The organism is Cupriavidus sp. PB-02 (assembly GCF_058252315.1).
Window position 1 is genome coordinate 2,535,338 of the sequence record NZ_CM177695.1, and the last position, 16,595, is coordinate 2,551,932.

Genomic DNA, 16,595 nt, shown 5'->3' on the forward strand with positions numbered 1-16,595 from the left:
TGTATGACGGCGCATGCCTGACAGTTTATAGCGGATCGCCTCGGTTCTGCCCCGGCATGCCGCATGCGCCACGCCCGCCCTCCCGTGCGCGCGCCAGCCGATATACTCCGGGTTCGTGCTCCTTCCGGATCCGCCCATGCTGACTTCGTTGCTGACTCGCATCGTCCGGCTTGCCACCTCCTGGCCGTGGCGGGTCATCGTCCTGTCGGCATTGCTGACTGCTGTCAGCGGCGTCTACGTGGCCCGCAACTTTGCGATCAACACCGATATCGGCCGCCTGCTGGACTCGGATGCGCCTTGGGCCGTACGCGACGCCGCCATCGGTGACGCCTTCCCGCAGCGCAACCAGCTGATCCTGGCGGTGGTGCAGGCGCCAGCGACGGAACTGGCCGACGCCGCCGCCAGCGCGCTGGCCGAGGCGCTGCGCCGGCAGCCGGCACGTTTCAACGCCGTCAGCCAGCCCGGCAGCGGGCCGTTCTTCGAACGCAATGGGCTGCTGTTCGCCAGCACGGACGAAGTCCGCCAGCTTACGCAACAGCTCGCGCAGGCGCGCCCGCTGGTCGGTGCGCTGGCGCACGACCCCACCCTGCGCGGCCTGGCCGATACGCTCACCACCACGCTGACGCTGCCGCTGCAGATGGGCCAGGTCAGGCTGGGCGACATGGCGAAAATGCTCGACAGCAGTGCCGATACGCTCGACCAGGTGCTGACCGGCAAGCCCGCAGCGCTGTCGTGGGCCGGCATGCTCGACGACAGCCTCAAGCCCGGCCCCGATGGACAGGTCTTCAGCTTTGTCGCGGTCAGCCCGGTACTGGACTACAGCGACCTGCAGGCCGGCGCCGCTGCCTCGCGTGCGATCCGACAGGCCGCCGCGGACCTGCAGCTGGCGCAGCGCTACCAGGCCACGGTGCGGCTGACGGGCCCGCAGGCGCTGGCCGACGATGAGTTCGCCTCGGTCAGCGAGGGCGCGCTGCTCAACGGCGTGCTGACGATGCTGGTGGTCGTGCTGATCCTGTGGATGGCGCTGCGCTCGGTGCGGCTAATCGTGGCGGTGCTGGCGAGCCTGTTCGCGGGGTTGCTGATCACCGCCGCGCTGGGGCTGGCGATGGTCGGCGCGCTGAACATGATCTCGGTGGCGTTCGCGGTGCTGTTCGTCGGGCTGGGGGTGGACTTTGGCATCCAGTTCGGGGTGCGCTACCGCGCCGAGCGCCATGAGCGCAACCACGTGGTCGAAGCGCTCGGGCTGGCCGCACGCGCGGTGGGTACGCCATTGGCGCTGGCCGCGGCGGCCACGGCGGCGGCGTTCTTCTGTTTCCTGCCGACCGACTATCGCGGCGTGGCCGAGCTGGGCCTGATCGCCGGCGTCGGCATGATGGTGGCCTTTGCCACCACCTTTACGCTGGTGCCGGCGCTGATCACCGTGCTGCACCCCGGCGGCGAGGCCGAGGCACCGGGCTTTGCCTGGCTGGCGCCGGTGGACCTGTTTTTCGAGCGCTACCGCAAGCCGGTGCTGCTGGTCACGCTGCTGGCGATCCTGGCGGGCGCGCCGCTGCTGCCGCACCTGCGCTTCGACTTCGACCCACTGCACCTGAAGGACCCGAAGTCGGAATCGATGGCAACACTGCTGGCGCTGAAGGACGCGCCGCAAGCCGGCACCGACGATGTCAGCGTGCTGGCACCGTCGCTGGAGGCCGCGCGCGGGGCAGCCGGCAAGCTTGCCGCGCTGCCCGAGGTGGCGCGCGTGGTCACGCTGCAGACCTTTATCCCCGATGACCAGCCCCCCAAGCTGCAGGCTATCGGCCAGGCATCGGCCGCGCTGATGCCGGCCCTCACGCAACCCACCGCAACGCCGGCAAGCGATCTGGCGCGCGTGAATGCGCTGCGCAATGCTTCACGCCAGCTGGCCATCGCCGCCGACGAGCATCCCGGCCCCGGCGCCGCCGAGGCCGCGCACCTGGCCGCCACGCTCAAGACGCTCGCCGCCGCCGACGCCGCCATGCGCGACCACGCCGAACGGGCCATCGCGCTGCCGCTGCAGCTGGCGCTTGCCAAGTTGAAGCTGGCGCTGGGCCCGCAGCCGGTCAGCCAGCAGACGCTGCCGCCCGAACTGGTGCGCGACTGGCTCACGCCCGATGGCAGTGCACTGGTCAGCATCAGTCCCAGGCTGCCGCCGGCCGGCAGCGCGCAGCGCGAAGCCGCGTTGGACCGCTTTATCGCCGCCGTGCAGCGCGTGGAACCCAACGCCACCGGCGGGCCCATCGCCATCCGCGGCTCGGCCGACACCATCATGACTGCCTTCGCACAGGCCGGTGCCTGGGCGGTGGTGTCGATCACCATCATGCTGTGGATCACGCTGCGCCGCTTTGCCGACGTGTTGCGCACGCTGGTGCCGCTGCTGGTATCGGCCATCGTCACGCTGGAGCTGTGCGTGTTGTTCGGCATTGCGCTGAACTTTGCCAACGTGATCGCACTGCCGCTGTTGCTGGGCATCGGCGTGGCGTTCAAAATCTACTATGTGATTGCCTGGCGGCACGGCAAGACCAAGCTGCTGCAGTCGAGCCTGACGCATGCGGTGCTCTACAGCGCCGCCACCACCGCCACCGCGTTTGGCAGCCTGTGGCTGTCCCAACATCCCGGCACTGCCAGCATGGGCAAGCTGCTGGCGCTGGCGCTGGTGTGCACGCTGATCGGCGCGGTGTTCTTCCAGCCGATCCTGATGGGCCGGCCGCGCGAAGACGCGCACCTCGCCCATGACAAACCCGTCCGGCCATAGCGCCCATCGATCACGCCCCCCCTTCCCCGCAGAGCGATTCGCTTCGCCTTACCCGATGCCTCCCCCCACACCCCTCTCGCAAGCCGGGCGCCCGGTCGTCGCCGCCATCGCCGTCGCCACTGCCATGCTTGCCGGCTGCGCGACCGGCCCGAATGCCAATCCGGACGATCCGCTTGAGCCCATGAACCGCGTGGTGTACACCGTCAACGACAAGCTCGACGAGTATGTGGCCATGCCCGTCGCCAAGGGCTACAAGGCGGTCACGCCTGAGCCGGTGCGCACCGCCGTCACCAACTTCTTCTCGAACCTCGCTGACGTGGGCAACTTTGCCAACAACGTGCTGCAGGGCAAGGGCGTGGACGCGGCGGAGAGTTTTATGCGGGTGGCGATGAATTCGGTGCTTGGCATCGGCGGGCTGATCGATATCGCCACGCCGGCGGGGCTGCTGAAGCATTCGCAGGACTTCGGCCTGACGCTGGGCACGTGGGGCGTGCCATCGGGACCCTACCTGGTACTGCCGCTGTTCGGTCCCAGCTCGTTCCGTGACGGCGTGGGCCTGTATGTGAATTTCCAGTTTGACCCGATCACCTATGCCGAGCCGGCGGTGCGCAATTCGCTGTTCGCGATGAACGTGGTGGATGTGCGCACCAACCTGCTGGGCGCCACCGACCTGCTCAGGCTGGCGGCGCTGGACAGGTACGCCTTCGTGCGCGACGGGTACCTGCAGCGGCGCCGCTACCTGCTGGGCGAGAGCACGGCGCTGCCGGACTACGGCGAAGACGAGGACAGCGGCGAAGCTGCACCGGCCGCCGCGCCAACCGCGCCAGCCGCGCCAGCCGCACCGGCCGCACCAGCCGCACCGACGGGCACGCCGGCGCCGGCGCAGCAAGCGGCGCCGCGCTAAGGCAGCCTAAGCTGCTGTCGCACACCCGCAGCCTTAGCTGCCGATGCCCAGCAGCACCACCTCGAACGTCAGCGTGGCATTCGGCGGGATCGTGCCCGGCACGCCGCGCGCGCCGTAGGCAGTGGACGCCGGGCAGGTCAGCTTGGCCTTGCCGCCCACCTGCATCGCCTGCACGCCTTCGGTCCAGCACGGGATCACGCGGTTGAGCGGAAACGAGATCGGCTGGCCGCGCTTGTACGAGCTGTCGAACTCCGTGCCGTCGGCCAGCGTGCCGCGGTAGTGGACCTGCACCGTGTCGGTGGCCTTGGGCGAGGCGCCGTTGCCCTTGACCAGGTGCTGGATGGTCATGCCCGAAGGCAGCGTCTGCGGTGCGGCCGCAGGCGCGACCGGGGCCGCCGCGGCCGTCGGAGCCGATGCCGCCGGGGCAGCCGCGGAAGCGGCGCAGGCGAAGGTCAGGGAGCCGAGGAAAAGCGCGAGTGTCTTCATGGGTAGCCCGTTGTGATGTCGTGATGGGGTTGTGGCAGTTTAACCGAGGCCGGAAGCCGGCCCCGGTGGGAAGAGCAGCGACCGCCCCTTGGCCGCAGCGGCACATAGCGCACAACATGCGCGCGCCTGGCCCTTTGGGCCGGATTTGCACGCCCTCGCCCGTTACACATGCCGTTTTGCCGTCTACGATGGTTGTTGACAGCCCGGCACCTGTCGGGCGCACGGAGGGTGCCATGGCACAGACGGATTCCAGGGACCTCGCGGTCTCGACACAGAGCCCCCGGTCGGTCGAGCGGTTCGAGACGGCCCTGCGCTTGCTGAACGGCTATTACGGCGACCCGCTCGCCGTCATCGACGCGGCCCTGGCGGAGAACCCGGACTTCGTCATGGGCCACGCGCTGCGCGCGGCGCTGATGGTGACCTCGGGCGACGGCACGGTAGAACCCATGCTGCGCCAGAGCGTGGAAGCCGGCGAAGCCCTGCACCACCTTGCCAATGACCGCGAGCGCCGCCATATAGCTGCCGCGCGCGCCTGGCTCGATGGCGATTTCAGCCGCTCCAACCAGCTGTACGGCGAAATCGTGATCGACCATCCACGCGACCTGCTGGCGCTCCAGGTCGCCCACCTCGGCGACTTCCTGCTCGGGCAGTCGACCATGCTGCGCGACCGCGTCGCCCAGGCGCTGCCGCACTGGGATGCCGGCATGCCCGGCTATGGCTACCTGCTCGGCATGCACGCCTTCGGGCTGGAAGAAACCCAGCTCTACGAGCGCGCCGAGGAACGCGGGCGCCGCGCGCTGGAACTGAATCCGCGCGACCCGTGGGCCGTGCATGCCGTGGCGCACGTGATGGAGATGCAGGGCCGGCTGGCGGATGGCATCGCCTGGCTGGACGCGCGCCGCGACGACTGGGCCGACGACAACATGCTGGCGGTGCACAACTGGTGGCACCTGGCGCTGTTCCAGCTGGAGGACGGCCGGATCGAAGACGTGCTGGCGCTCTACGACCGCTATATCAGCCGCCCGGCGCCCGCCATCGCGCTGGACCTGGTGGACGCCACCGCGCTGCTGTGGCGCCTGCGCTTGCGCGGCGTCGACGTCGGCAAGCGCTGGCAGCCCGTGGCGGATGACTGGCTGGGCCGCGGCGCGGCCGGCTACTACGCCTTCAACGACGTCCATGCCGTGATGGCCAGCCTTGGCGCGGGCCGGCCCGAGGCCGCCGCCGCAGGGCGTGCCGCCTTGCAGCGCGCGGAACTCGGTGACGGCACCAATGCGATGATGTCGCATGACGTGGGCCTGCCGGTGGCCGACGCCCTGATCGCGTTCGAGCAGGGCGACTACGGCACCGCCATCGAGCTGCTGGCGCCGGTGCGCCTGGTCGCGCACCGCTTCGGCGGCAGCCATGCGCAGCGCGACGTCATCAGCCTGACCCTGATCGAGGCCGCCTTGCGCGCCGGCCGCTCGAACCTGGCCAATGCGCTCACTGCCGAACGCGCCGCACTCAAGCCGATGAGCCCCAGCCTGTACCGGCTGGTGCAGCGCGCAGACGCGTGCCGCGTGTAGCGCGACCCGGTGCCCCGGACAACGCATCGCCGCTTATACTGCACAAGCCCTGAACGGAGCCCTGCCCCATGCCCAAGCTAGTCCGCAACCTGCTGCGCCCCGCCCTGGTTACCGCTGCGCTGGCGCTGGCCGCCCTGCCCGCCGTGGCGCATCACGGCTGGTCCACCTACGACCAAACCAAGCCGCTGACGCTGACCGGCAAGATCGTCGAAAGCCACTACGAGAACCCCCACGCGCACATCCGCATCGAGGCCGGCGGCAAGCGCTGGCTGGCCATCCTGGCCCCCGTCTCACGGATGGAGGCGCGCGGCGCCACCGCCGACAAGGTCGCCGTGGGCCGCGAGGTCACGCTGGTCGGCTACGCCAGCAAGGAAAAGGCGGACGAGTTGCGCGCCGAACGCATCACCGTGGACGGCAAGACCGTCGAGCTGCGCTGACCCGCTGCGCGCGGCATGCAGGCATTGCTGGCGCAATGGACTGAGTGGGGCGCCACGCTGGCGCGCCTGCCGTTCTCGGCCGCGCTGCGTGGCTCAGCCTGGGCCTACCCTGCGGTGGAGATCGTCCACCTGGCGGGCATGGCACTGCTGTTCGGTTCCATCGTTGTGGTGGACATGCGCCTGGCGGGGCTTGGCCGGCAGTTGCCGGTGACCCTGCTGCTGCGCCACGCGCTGCCGTTTTCCGTCGCGGCCTTTGTCGCGGTGGTGGGCAGTGGTGCGCTGCTGTTCCTGGCCCATGCGGATGAGCTGGCCGGCAACCCTGCCTTTCTCGTCAAGCTGTGCCTGATTGCGCTGGCGCTGGTGAACGTGGTGTGGTTCCACACCGGGCCTTATCGCAGCCTGCGCGACGCGCAACGGGGATGGGACGTCGGCACCGTGCCGCCGGCGGGCGCGCGGATCAGCGCGATCGTGTCGTTGGTGGCGTGGTCGCTGGTGATCTGTGCGGGACGCCTGATTGCCTATGTCTGAGCCGCGCGGCACACTGGCGTGCCTTGCCGTCCCTTGCCCGCGCTGCAAGCCCCTGGCACTGCCAGACAACGCTGATGGAACATTCGACAAGAACACGCTGGCTCGTGGGCGGCCTGCTCGCGCTGGGCGCGATTGTAGCCACGGCCATTGCGCTGAAGACAAAGTCCTATCTCGATTCGTCGGCGCCAGGCGCCGGCGGCTTGCGCATCGATGCCTCGGACACCGCGCGCGTGAGCCGCGGCAAACTGATCTACGCACAGCAATGCGCCGCATGCCACGGCGCCAAACTGGAAGGCCAGCCGGACTGGCGCGAGCGCCTGCCCAGCGGCCGCATGCCGGCCCCGCCGCATGACGCGTCCGGCCACACCTGGCACCACCCGGATGCCGTGCTGTTTGCGATCACGAAGAACGGCCTGGTGCCCGGCGTGACGGCGCCGCAAGGCTATACAAGCGATATGCCGGCGTTCGGCGCGATCCTGTCTGACGACGAGATCATTGCCGTGCTCGCTTATATCAAGAGCACCTGGCCGGCAAAGATGGCGGCAGCCCAGCGCGACGTGACGGAGCAGTCCAGGGCGGGACAGTAGCGCCCCCTGCCGCTTGCCTTCGGCGCGCTAGACGGTCGCCGGCGACAGCGTGCCGAGCACGGCCACCAGCGCCAGGACCAGCGTGGCGGCGCCGGACTCCATCATCAGGCTGCGCCGCAGCGCGCGAATCGCCACGCCCTGATTCCCTGCCTGCAGCGCCTGTGCCAACCGGGGACTCAGACGGAAGCGGTTGGCCGCGGCCAGGCCCAGCATCGCCACGAACAGCGCCAGCTTGCCGGCCAGCAGTCCGCCGTAGGACATCGGCGCCAGGTCTGGCAGGACCGGGCCCACGATGAACCAGTAGTTGACGGCGCCGGTCAGCACCAGCGTGGCGACAATGACGGTGCCGATGTGGGCAAACCCGTTCGACGTGCGGCTCAGCAACGCCATGGCCTGCGGGCCCGATGACGGCTTTGCCAGCGACAGCAGTACAAAGGCAGCGAGCGCGCCGGTCCACGCGCCCGCGGCCAGCAGGTGCGCCACGTCGGCACCAAGGTGCAGGTAGCGCCCGGCCCCGTCATGCATCGCACCGTGCCCGCCCCATGCCAGCGTGGCAAGCGCAATCCCGGCAAACGCTGCCAGCGCCGCCAGCCGCGTACCGGGCCGCGCTCGCCCTGGCAGGGCGGCTGGCAGGCAGAGCACCAGGGCAACCAGGCGCACCGACCAGGCCACGCCGAAATCGGTCCCGGTGACAATCATCCCGAAGACATGGCTTTGCAAGGCCGAATACCCGGCAGCCCCGCTCATTGCCTTGGCCATCACCGCGATGCTGCCCAGCGAAAGCAGGATGCCGGCTATCGCACCTGCCCGTGCCATGACCTGGCATCGGGCCGCGATCCACGAAGCACGTTCATGGCCGTGCAGCGCGTACAGGCAGAACAGCGGCAGCCCGAACAGCAAGGCCAGGTCGACATACAGCGCGAAGCGCAGCCCGACAGCGACCCAGTCCATCGGCGCTCACTTGACGGTGAAAGCGATATTCCCGGTAACGGGATGGGTATCCGACGACACGGCGCGCCAGTCCACGCGATAGCTGCCGGGCGACAGCGCACGCGCGGGCGTGATCACCATCGCCTTCGGGTCGTCGCTGCCGGAGACCTTCGCGGCGACCTTCATTGGCGCATGGTCGGCCATGCCCGGCATGCCGGTCATCACCAGGTTGGCGCCGGAGAACTGCGTGAGGAGGTTCTCCGAGAACAGCAGTTCGATCTTCTGCGGGGCGGCCACCTCGGCTTTGTCCGCCGGTGTGGATGACACCAGCTTGGGATGGGCCATGGCGATGCTGCTGGCCAGCGCGACTGTCGCGGCGACCATCGATCGAATCAGGGGGTGCTTGGCTTGCATGGTCTACTCCGGAAATTTTGTTGGTGAGCGTGTCTTGTCAGAACCAGATCCGGACGCCCGCCACGAAGCGGGTCTCGCCTGCCCGGCCGCCGGATATGCGGATCATGTCGGCCGTGTTGCCGAAGGCCTGGTAGCGCTCGAGGCCGATATACGGCGCGAACTGGCGACTGAACTCATAGCGCAGGCGCAGGCCCACCGTACCGCTGGACAAACCGCTGCCGATGCCGACCGCCGGGTCGTTCTTGCCATAGAGGTTGGCCTCGATGCGCGGCTGCAGGATCAGGCGCTGCGTCAGCAGCAGCTCATACTCCGCGGAAAGCCGCATCGCCGTGCGGCCGCTGGTGCCGACATAGGCGGTGGCATCGACCTCGAACCAGTACGGCGCCAGTCCCTGCACGCCGAACGCCAGCCAGTTGCGCGCCGGGCGCCCGCTGCCGGCGTCGTTGCGGATGCCCAGCTGGGTATCCCAGTAGCTGGCGATGGCGTGTCCCCAAAGCAGTTCGGTGCGGGCCTCGTGCAGCTTGCCCTTCGATGCCTCGCCCTCGGCCTTGAGCACCAGCTTGTTGTACGAGGTGCCGAACCACGCCTGCGCCTCGTAGGCGGCGGCGTTGCTGCCGCTGGCGTGGGCCCATTCGAGCCGGTCGACCAGCACCGACGCGAACAAGTGCTCGTCAGCCATCACCAGTTGGCGCTTGTCGCCGTGCGCGTACTTGCCGACGCCCAACTGGTAGCCGCCGGAATAGGCATGCGGATCGCGGGCGTCGGGCGGCGCGCTGCCGCCCTGCATCTTCATGTCGCCGTGGTCCATGGCCGGTGCGGACACGCCGCTGCCCTGCTCCATGGTGTCCATGCCTTTCATGTCCGTCATCGGTGCGCTGGCTGCCTCCATGCCTTCCATCTGGCTGTGGTCCATTTCCGTCATCGGGGCCGCAGCGCTGGTGGCGGGCGCGTTGTGGTGATGAGCGTGGCCGGCGTGCGGGTCCTGCGCCGAGGCGGCGCCCGTGGCGGCCAGGGCCAGCACCGCGGCAAGGATCCTGGTGGTTTGCAGCAAGGGGATTGCGGATCGGAATGCAGACATCAGGCCACCACCACTTCGCGGAACATGCCCGCATCCATATGCAGCATCAGGTGGCAATGCCAGGCCCAGCGTCCCAATGCATCGGCGGTGACCAGGAAGCTGATGCGCTGCGCCGGCTGCACGGGGATGGTGTGGCGGCGCGCCAGGAAGCTGCCGTCGGGCGCTTCCAGTTCGCTCCACATGCCGTGCAGATGCATGGGGTGCGTCATCATGGTGTCGTTGTGCAGGATCACGCGCAGCCGTTCGCCGTATTTGAAATACACCGGCGTCGACTTGCCGAACTCCACGCCGTCGAGCGACCAGGAGTAGCGTTCCATATTGCCGGTCAGGTGCAGTTCGACCTCGCGCCCGGGGCCGCGCGGGTCCATCGCGCCGCCGATGGTGTGCTGGTCGGCCAGCGTCAGCACCCGCCTGCCGTTGTTGCGCAGGCCGATGCCGGGGTCATCCAGGTTGGTGCGGGCCATATCGACGCGCATGTCGGTGCTGGCGCCGTATTCGGTGCGGGCATGGCGGGCGGTCTTGCTGGGGACTTTGAGCGGATTGCCGGCCATGCTCGCCATGGCGTGCTCGCTGTGGTCCATTGCCTTGCCGCCGGCGCCGTGCTGGCTGTGGTCCATCGCCATCGCGCCATGATCCATGCCCTGCATTGCGCCGTGGTTCATGCCGTGCATCGCCATACCGCCGTGATCCATGCCCCCCATGCCACCCATGCCACCCATCTCGCCCATCATGTCGGTCATGGTCAGCCATTCCGCCTTGTCCAACGCGGGCACCGGCGCGCTCAGCCCTTGCGTCACGGCCAGCGTGCCGCGCGCATAGCCGGTGCGGTCCATCGCCTGCGAGAAGATGGTGTAGGCATCGCCGCGTGGCTCGACGATGGCGTCGCAGGTCTCGCCTGGGCCGAAGCGGAATTCATCCACCGTGACCGGTTCGATGCCCTGCCCGTCGACCTCCACCACCCGCAGCTTCAGCCCGGGGATGCGCACGTCGTAGAAGGTATTGCCCGAGCCGTTGATAAAGCGCAGCCGCACCTTTTCGCCGGGGCGGAACAGCCCGGTCCAGTTGCCGGCCGGCGTGACGCCGTTGGTCAGGTAGGTCAGCGTGGCGCCGGACAGGTCCGCCAGGTCGGTCGGGCTCATCCGCATCTGGTTCCACATCCGGCGCTTGTCCAGCGCCTGCTTCAGCCCATCGCGCGAAGCATCGCGGAAGAAATCGACCACGGTCGGCTGGTTGTAGTTGTAGTAGTCGCCCTGCACCTTGAGCTTGGTCAGCACCCGCATCGGGTCTTCATCGGTCCAGTCGGACAGCAGCATGGTGTAGTCGCGGTCGGCCTGCATGCCAGGCTGGCCCGCGGGCGGATCGATGACGATGCCGCCGTACACGCCGGTCATCTCCTGGAAGCCCGAGTGCGAGTGATACCAGTAGCTGCCGCGCTGCGCGACCTTGAAGCGGTAGGTGAAGGTTTCGCCGGGAGGAATGCCGGCAAAGCTGATGCCCGGCACGCCGTCCATCCCGAACGGCAGGATGATGCCGTGCCAGTGGATCGAAGTGGCCTCGCGCAGGCGGTTGGTGACGCGGATGGTGACGGTGTCGCCTTCACGCCAGCGCAGCGTGGGGCCGGGCAGCATGCCGTTGATGGTAGTGGCGACCCGCGCCTGGCCGGTGAAGTTGACCAGCGACTCGCCCACCACCAGGTCGAATTCCGTGCCGCGCAGCACGGGCGCCGTACCCGCGGCCGCGTGCGCCGGCCGCCCCGCCGGTTGCGCCCAGGCGCCGCCGCCAAGGCCGGCCAGGCCGGCAACCACGCCACCGGCTACCAGCCCCTGTACGAAGCGGCGGCGGGGAAGATCGGGCAGGAGAATGCCGGTGGCTGGGTGGCGTTGCATGAATCGCGTCCGTTGTCTGAGGCACTCCAAGCGTAGCCGGGGCCACCCTACCCGCGCCTGACCTGGACATGACAATCCGGTAATCTTGGCGTCATGTTCACGCTCGCGCCGCTGGCGTAGAGTTGCCGGACCCCGCCAGCGCGGCGGGCCGGGTCGGATCGGATCGGAAGGAAGGGAGCTGATGAAACTGCTTGTGGTGGAGGACGAGTCCAAGACCGGCGAATACCTGCGCCAGGGCCTGACCGAGGCCGGCTTTGTCGTCGACCTGGTGGCAAACGGGCTGGACGGCCAGCATCTGGCGATGACCGAGCCTTATGACCTGGTGATCCTCGACGTGATGCTGCCAGACGTCGACGGCTGGCGCATCGTGCAGGCGTTGCGCGCGGCGCAGAACGCCGTGCCGGTGCTGTTCCTGACCGCGCGCGACAGCGTGGCCGACCGCGTCAAGGGCCTGGAGTTGGGCGCAGACGACTACCTGGTCAAGCCGTTCGCGTTCTCCGAGCTGCTGGCGCGCGTGCGCACGCTGCTGCGCCGGGGCACGGCGCAGGTGGCGGTGGACCGCATCCAGGTCGCCGACCTGGTGCTGGATCTCGCCCGCCGCCGCGCCACGCGCGCGGGCCGGCGCATCACGCTGACCAACAAGGAGTTCGCGCTGCTCGAACTGCTGGCGCGCCGCCGCGGCGAAGTGCTGCCGCGCTCGCTGATTGCCTCGCAGGTGTGGGATATGAATTTCGACAGCGACAGCAATGTGATCGACGTCGCGATCCGGCGCCTGCGCGCCAAGATCGACGACGACTTCGAGCCCAAGTTGATCCAGACCGTGCGTGGCATGGGGTATGTGCTGGAGGAACCGGAGCCGGCGGAGGATGGCGAATGAAAGCCCGCCTGTCGCTGACGGCGCGGCTGACCATCCTATTCTCGCTGTCGTCGGCGGCGGTGCTGCTGGGGCTGGGTGCGCTGATCTGGCTGGCGATGGACCGGCATTTTGCCGACGAGGACTACGCCGTGCTGGGCGACAACGTCCGGCTGATCCAGATGATCGCGGCCGAAGGCCCGGCGAGCGCCGTGCCGCAGCGCCTGGCGCAGACGCTGGAGCACCATCCGGGTTTCGTCGCCGAGGTGCGCACCGCCGACGGCAACAGCGTGTATGCCACGCAGGCGTTCGACTTCGGCATCGCGCAGGCCATCGCCGCGAAGCTGCCGGCGGACCGCGATACCTTCGTCTGGGGGCAGCAGGGACAGACTTACCGCGGCATGCGCGCGGTGGCCCCGATGCCGGGCGCGCAGCCGGGACCGCTGCGGATCGTGGTCGGCATGGACACCGCGCTGCACGCCCATTTCATGCAGGCGTTCCGGCAATCGCTGGCCTTCTACACGGCGCTGGCCGCGCTGGCCAGCGGCCTGCTCGGCTGGTGGGCGGCCCGGCGCGGGCTGGCGCCGCTGCGCACCATGGCCTCGCGCGCGCGCACGGTCACCGCGTACAAGCTCGATGAGCGCATGCCGGTCGAGGCCGTGCCGGTGGAAATGGCGGACCTGGCCGCGACGCTCAATGCCATGCTCGAACGACTGCAAAGCGATTTCAACCGGCTTTCGGCGTTCTCGTCGGACCTGGCGCATGAGCTGCGTACGCCGCTGACCAACCTGATGACGCAGACCCACGTGGTGCTGTCGCAGCCGCGCGATGCGGCCAGGTACCGCGATGTGCTGACCTCGAATGCCGAGGAACTGCAACGGCTGGCGCGCATGGTGTCGGACATGCTCTATCTGGCCAAGATGGAGCACGGCATTACGTTGCCAAACGCGGAGCGCATCGAGGTCGCGGAGGAAGTCGCCGCGTTGCTCGAGTTCTACGATGCGCTGGCGGAGGATAAGGGCGTGCGACTGCAGCAGCGCGGCAGCGGCAGCATCAGCGGCGACCGGCTGATGCTGCGGCGCGCGCTCAGCAATCTGCTTTCCAATGCACTGCGGCATACGCCTGCGGGCAAGGGGATCGTGGTGGAGATCGCGCCGCGCGCCGATGCGGTGATGGTGGTTGTCGAGAATGAAGGCGAGACCATTCGGCCTGAGCTGCTGCCGTCGCTGTTTGATCGCTTCTTCCGTGCGGACAAAGCGCGGGCGCGGCCGGATTCGGAGGGGGCGGGGTTGGGGCTGGCGATTACGCAGGCGATCATGGCCGCGCATGGTGGCAGTGTGGCGGTGGAGTCGGTGGAGGGGAGGACGCGGTTTGTGCTGATGTTTCGGGTGCAGGGGGATGGGATAGGCTGACAGTGCCACGGGGGCATTAGCCCGAAGTTCCATGGTGACGCCGCCGCTGCGGCGTCGCGAAGCCCTTTTCCTGATTGAGGAATCGGCTCATCGGGGGGCGTTCGATGCCCTCATTTTGTAGTCACTAAAAGTTCTTGACATTGGCGGGTTTTCTCCTATTCTTCTGGCTATGCCAGCACGAAACGGAACCGCTCACGTCGTTACGACGACCCGCAAGTACAAGGACCAGATCTATCGCACCCACCTGTTGCGGCGCAGTTACCGCGAGGACGGCGTGGTCAAGAACGAGACGCTGGGCAACCTGTCCCACTTGCCCGAGGCACTGATCGAGATCATCCGCCGCTCACTCAAGGGCGAGACCTTCGTGCCGCTGGGCGAGGCGTTCGAGGTGACACGCTCGCGCGCTCACGGCCACGTGCAGGCGGTGGCCACGGCCATGCAGCGTCTGGGCTTTGCCTCGCTGATCGCCTCCAAGCCTTCGCGCGAGCGCGACCTGGTGCTGGCGATGGTGGCCGCGCGCATCGCGGCGCCGCACACGAAGCTGGCCACCACGCGCTGGTGGCACACCAGCACCCTGGCGGAGGACTTCGGCGTGACCGAGGCCAACGAGAACGACCTGTACGCGACAATGGACTGGCTGCTCGCGCGCCAGGGCACAATCCAGAAGAAGCTCGCCGCGCGCCACTTGAGCGCCGGTGGCCTGGTGCTGTATGACCTGAGCTCCAGCTACTTCGAGGGCAACACCTGCCCGCTGGCCAAGCTTGGCTACAGCCGCGATGGCAAGAAGGGGCTGCTACAGGTCAACTACGGCTTGCTCACCGATGCGCGCGGCTGCCCAGTGGCGGTGTCGGTGCATGAGGGCAACGTGGCCGACAGCCAGACCTTCATGCCCGAGGTGCGGCGCCTGCAAGAGGAATTTGGTCTCTCCCGATTGGTCATGGTGGGCGATCGCGGCATGATCTCCAGCAAGGCCATCGACCAGATGCGTGAAGGCGGTGACCTGGGCTGGATCACCGCGCTCAAGAGCGCCTCGATCCGCCCGCTGCTCGAGCAAGGGCAACTGCAGCTTGGCCTGTTCGACGAGCGCAATCTGCTGGAGCTGAGTTCACCGGACTATCCGGGCGAGCGGCTGGTGGCGTGCCGCAATCCGGAACTGGCCAGGCTACGTGCCCACAAGCGAGAAGAGTTGCTGGCGGCCACCGAGGCGTGCCTGCAGCCGATCGTTGCCCGCGTGCAGGCGGGCAAGCTTGCCGGGCGCGATCAGATCGGCCTGCGCGTGGGCAAGGTGATCGACAAGTACAAGGTGGCCAAGCACTTTGCGCTGAGTATCGACGACGCGGCCTTCACGTTCAGCCGCAACAGCGAGGGCATCGCCCGCGAGGCGGCGCTCGACGGCCTCTACATCATCCGCACTTCGGTGAGTGCGGCGCAGATGGACTCGGCCGAGTGCGTGCGCAACTACAAGGCGCTGGCCAACGTGGAGCGCGCGTTCCGTTCGCTAAAAACGGTGGACCTGAAGGTGCGGCCAATCCATCACCGCACGGCCGATCGGGTGCGTGCGCATATCCTGCTGTGCATGCTGGCCTACTACGTCGAATGGCACATGCGTGAGGCTTGGCGCGAACTGATGTTCGCCGACCCGGATCAGGCCGCCAAGGCCACGCGTGATCCGGTGGCGCCTGCCGTGCGCTCTGCGGCAGCGCTGGCCAAGGCGGCGCGCCACACACTTGACGACGGCACGCCCGTGCACAGCTTCTCGAGCTTGATGGCCGAACTCGCCACGATCGTGCGTAACACCTGCCGCACACCCAGCGCTGGCGCTGAAGTGCCGACGTTCGAACTCGTCACCACGGCAAACGCGAAACAGAAGCAGGCTCTGGAATTGCTTCAGCAAATCCGCGTGTAGACAGAAACTGGAACCCGGGAATCACGACAAGTGCCTGTCGCAAAAGGGGAAACTCGCCCAGGCGGCTGGTGAACTTCGGATTAGAGGCGCGGCGGCACGCTTGCTACGGCTGGCATCTGGTCGATGCTCGACGGCTCTCGCCTCGGCCATGACTTCGTCGGTGACCGAGCTGATGAAGTCCGGGGAGACTTCGGTTCCGTAGCTCTCAGCCAGAAACGCCTGAATCTCGCGCACGCTCATGCCGCGCGCGTACATGGCAATAATGCGCTCATCGAAGCCGGTAAAGCGCCGCTCATGCTTCGGGATCAGAATCGGATCGAAGCTGCCATCGCGGTCGCGTGGCAATTCGACCCGCACCGGGCCGCGGTCGGTGATCAACGGTCTTGCCGCTGACACCGTTACGCTCATTGGACTGCTCGGCCGGCTTGGGCTCGCCTGGCTTATAGCCCAAATGCATGCTCATTTCGGCGCTCATCGCCCGTTCGATGATGGCCTTGTTGAACGCCAGCATCAGATCCTGGACCTCGCCGGGCGTCATCGGCCCTTTAACCAACTCGTCAAGTAAGCCGTCAGGCAAAGCCGGCAGCGGGCCGCGGGCCGCTGCCTGAGATGCCACCGTACGTTTCTTCTTCATCGGCATATCCATGGTCGTTACCTCTCATGATATGCCTCGCACACAAAATTCCGGATAGGTCCCATCAGATTCCCGCCCGCATGAATCGGTACGGTTCACCGATGTAGGTGACAAAACAGTTCAAGCTCAAAGGTAACAGGTTTCTAATGTGACTACGCAAGCCTCAGCGTGTTACCCATGTGATTGAACTCGTTTGTCACCCCAT

The 16,595-nt window shown here is 67.8% G+C and carries 14 protein-coding genes and 1 pseudogene; 9 read left to right on the plus strand and 6 right to left on the minus strand.

Annotated features, from left to right (window positions below; translation table 11 throughout):
- The first annotated feature begins 136 nt into the window (after positions 1-136).
- Both hpnN and AC10V3_RS32285 read left to right on the plus strand, forming a co-directional pair.
- Entirely contained in the window at positions 137-2,773 is a 2,637-nt protein-coding gene (gene hpnN / locus AC10V3_RS32280; protein WP_022539472.1) for a hopanoid transporter HpnN, read from the plus strand.
- Between the two features lie 55 nt (positions 2,774-2,828).
- Positions 2,829-3,677: an MlaA family lipoprotein gene (locus tag AC10V3_RS32285; RefSeq protein ID WP_022539473.1), complete on the plus strand. Its 849-nt coding sequence runs from the start codon at positions 2,829-2,831 to the stop codon at positions 3,675-3,677.
- A gap of 33 nt (positions 3,678-3,710) precedes the next feature.
- On the opposite strand, the gene AC10V3_RS32290 is transcribed toward AC10V3_RS32285, so the two are convergent.
- Entirely contained in the window at positions 3,711-4,163 is a 453-nt protein-coding gene (locus AC10V3_RS32290; protein WP_022539474.1) for an FKBP-type peptidyl-prolyl cis-trans isomerase, read from the minus strand.
- Between the two features lie 233 nt (positions 4,164-4,396).
- Here AC10V3_RS32290 and AC10V3_RS32295 point away from each other — a divergent pair, with 233 nt between their 5' ends.
- The 4 genes from AC10V3_RS32295 (at position 4,397) to AC10V3_RS32310 (ending at position 7,277) form a co-directional block, all read left to right on the plus strand.
- Entirely contained in the window at positions 4,397-5,725 is a 1,329-nt protein-coding gene (locus tag AC10V3_RS32295; protein ID WP_022539475.1) for a tetratricopeptide repeat protein, read from the plus strand.
- A gap of 68 nt (positions 5,726-5,793) precedes the next feature.
- The gene (locus tag AC10V3_RS32300) at positions 5,794-6,162 is read left to right on the plus strand and encodes a DUF6152 family protein (protein ID WP_022539476.1); all 369 of its coding nucleotides are present in this window, start codon (positions 5,794-5,796) and stop codon (positions 6,160-6,162) included.
- A gap of 15 nt (positions 6,163-6,177) precedes the next feature.
- The gene (locus tag AC10V3_RS32305) at positions 6,178-6,690 is read left to right on the plus strand and encodes a DUF6644 family protein (RefSeq protein WP_022539477.1); all 513 of its coding nucleotides are present in this window, start codon (positions 6,178-6,180) and stop codon (positions 6,688-6,690) included.
- A gap of 74 nt (positions 6,691-6,764) precedes the next feature.
- Positions 6,765-7,277, plus strand: coding sequence for a c-type cytochrome (locus AC10V3_RS32310; RefSeq protein ID WP_022539478.1), 513 nt, complete (start codon positions 6,765-6,767; stop codon positions 7,275-7,277).
- Positions 7,278-7,304: 27 nt separating this feature from the next.
- Here the strand turns inward: AC10V3_RS32310 and copD are convergent, their stop codons facing one another.
- The 4 genes from copD to AC10V3_RS32330 are packed head-to-tail and all read right to left on the minus strand — an operon-like array spanning position 7,305 to position 11,585.
- Positions 7,305-8,228 (minus strand): copper homeostasis membrane protein CopD, encoded by a 924-nt coding sequence (gene copD / locus AC10V3_RS32315; RefSeq protein WP_022539479.1) that lies wholly within the window; start codon positions 8,226-8,228, stop codon positions 7,305-7,307.
- A gap of 6 nt (positions 8,229-8,234) precedes the next feature.
- A complete protein-coding gene (gene copC, locus AC10V3_RS32320) occupies positions 8,235-8,621 on the minus strand; it encodes a copper homeostasis periplasmic binding protein CopC (protein WP_022539480.1) in 387 nt (128 codons plus the stop codon).
- 37 nt (positions 8,622-8,658) lie between these two features.
- Complete coding sequence (locus tag AC10V3_RS32325) at positions 8,659-9,699, minus strand: copper resistance protein B (RefSeq protein WP_022539481.1); 1,041 nt, start codon at positions 9,697-9,699, stop codon at positions 8,659-8,661.
- A complete protein-coding gene (locus AC10V3_RS32330) occupies positions 9,699-11,585 on the minus strand; it encodes a copper resistance system multicopper oxidase (RefSeq protein WP_022539482.1) in 1,887 nt (628 codons plus the stop codon). Before AC10V3_RS32330 ends, AC10V3_RS32325 begins: the two co-directional genes overlap by 1 nt.
- Before the next feature lie 181 nt (positions 11,586-11,766).
- Here AC10V3_RS32330 and AC10V3_RS32335 point away from each other — a divergent pair, with 181 nt between their 5' ends.
- From AC10V3_RS32335 to AC10V3_RS32345, 3 genes are all read left to right on the plus strand, one after another.
- Positions 11,767-12,462: a heavy metal response regulator transcription factor gene (locus AC10V3_RS32335; RefSeq protein ID WP_022539483.1), complete on the plus strand. Its 696-nt coding sequence runs from the start codon at positions 11,767-11,769 to the stop codon at positions 12,460-12,462.
- A complete protein-coding gene (locus tag AC10V3_RS32340; RefSeq protein WP_022539484.1) occupies positions 12,459-13,850 on the plus strand; it encodes a heavy metal sensor histidine kinase in 1,392 nt (463 codons plus the stop codon). The genes AC10V3_RS32335 and AC10V3_RS32340 overlap by 4 nt, the downstream gene beginning before the upstream one ends.
- Positions 13,851-14,019: 169 nt before the next feature.
- Positions 14,020-15,756: an IS1634 family transposase gene (locus tag AC10V3_RS32345; RefSeq protein WP_022539485.1), complete on the plus strand. Its 1,737-nt coding sequence runs from the start codon at positions 14,020-14,022 to the stop codon at positions 15,754-15,756.
- A 117-nt stretch (positions 15,757-15,873) separates the two neighbouring features.
- On the opposite strand, the pseudogene AC10V3_RS32350 reads toward AC10V3_RS32345, so the two are convergent.
- Positions 15,874-16,396 (minus strand): annotated as a pseudogene (locus AC10V3_RS32350) (transposase); the annotation flags it as partial.
- Positions 16,397-16,595: the final 199 nt, after the last annotated feature.

Coding starts and splice junctions, on each gene's coding strand:
- AC10V3_RS32305 (WP_022539477.1), top strand. CDS start 6,178: ATGCAGGCATTGCTGGCGCAATGGACTGAGTGGGGCGCCACGCTGGCG.
- AC10V3_RS32285 (WP_022539473.1), top strand. CDS start 2,829: ATGCCTCCCCCCACACCCCTCTCGCAAGCCGGGCGCCCGGTCGTCGCC.
- AC10V3_RS32340 (WP_022539484.1), top strand. CDS start 12,459: ATGAAAGCCCGCCTGTCGCTGACGGCGCGGCTGACCATCCTATTCTCG.
- AC10V3_RS32325 (WP_022539481.1), bottom strand. CDS start 9,699: ATGTCTGCATTCCGATCCGCAATCCCCTTGCTGCAAACCACCAGGATC.
- copC (WP_022539480.1), bottom strand. CDS start 8,621: ATGCAAGCCAAGCACCCCCTGATTCGATCGATGGTCGCCGCGACAGTC.
- AC10V3_RS32295 (WP_022539475.1), top strand. CDS start 4,397: ATGGCACAGACGGATTCCAGGGACCTCGCGGTCTCGACACAGAGCCCC.
- AC10V3_RS32290 (WP_022539474.1), bottom strand. CDS start 4,163: ATGAAGACACTCGCGCTTTTCCTCGGCTCCCTGACCTTCGCCTGCGCC.
- AC10V3_RS32345 (WP_022539485.1), top strand. CDS start 14,020: ATGCCAGCACGAAACGGAACCGCTCACGTCGTTACGACGACCCGCAAG.
- AC10V3_RS32310 (WP_022539478.1), top strand. CDS start 6,765: ATGGAACATTCGACAAGAACACGCTGGCTCGTGGGCGGCCTGCTCGCG.
- hpnN (WP_022539472.1), top strand. CDS start 137: ATGCTGACTTCGTTGCTGACTCGCATCGTCCGGCTTGCCACCTCCTGG.
- AC10V3_RS32300 (WP_022539476.1), top strand. CDS start 5,794: ATGCCCAAGCTAGTCCGCAACCTGCTGCGCCCCGCCCTGGTTACCGCT.
- copD (WP_022539479.1), bottom strand. CDS start 8,228: ATGGACTGGGTCGCTGTCGGGCTGCGCTTCGCGCTGTATGTCGACCTG.
- AC10V3_RS32330 (WP_022539482.1), bottom strand. CDS start 11,585: ATGCAACGCCACCCAGCCACCGGCATTCTCCTGCCCGATCTTCCCCGC.
- AC10V3_RS32335 (WP_022539483.1), top strand. CDS start 11,767: ATGAAACTGCTTGTGGTGGAGGACGAGTCCAAGACCGGCGAATACCTG.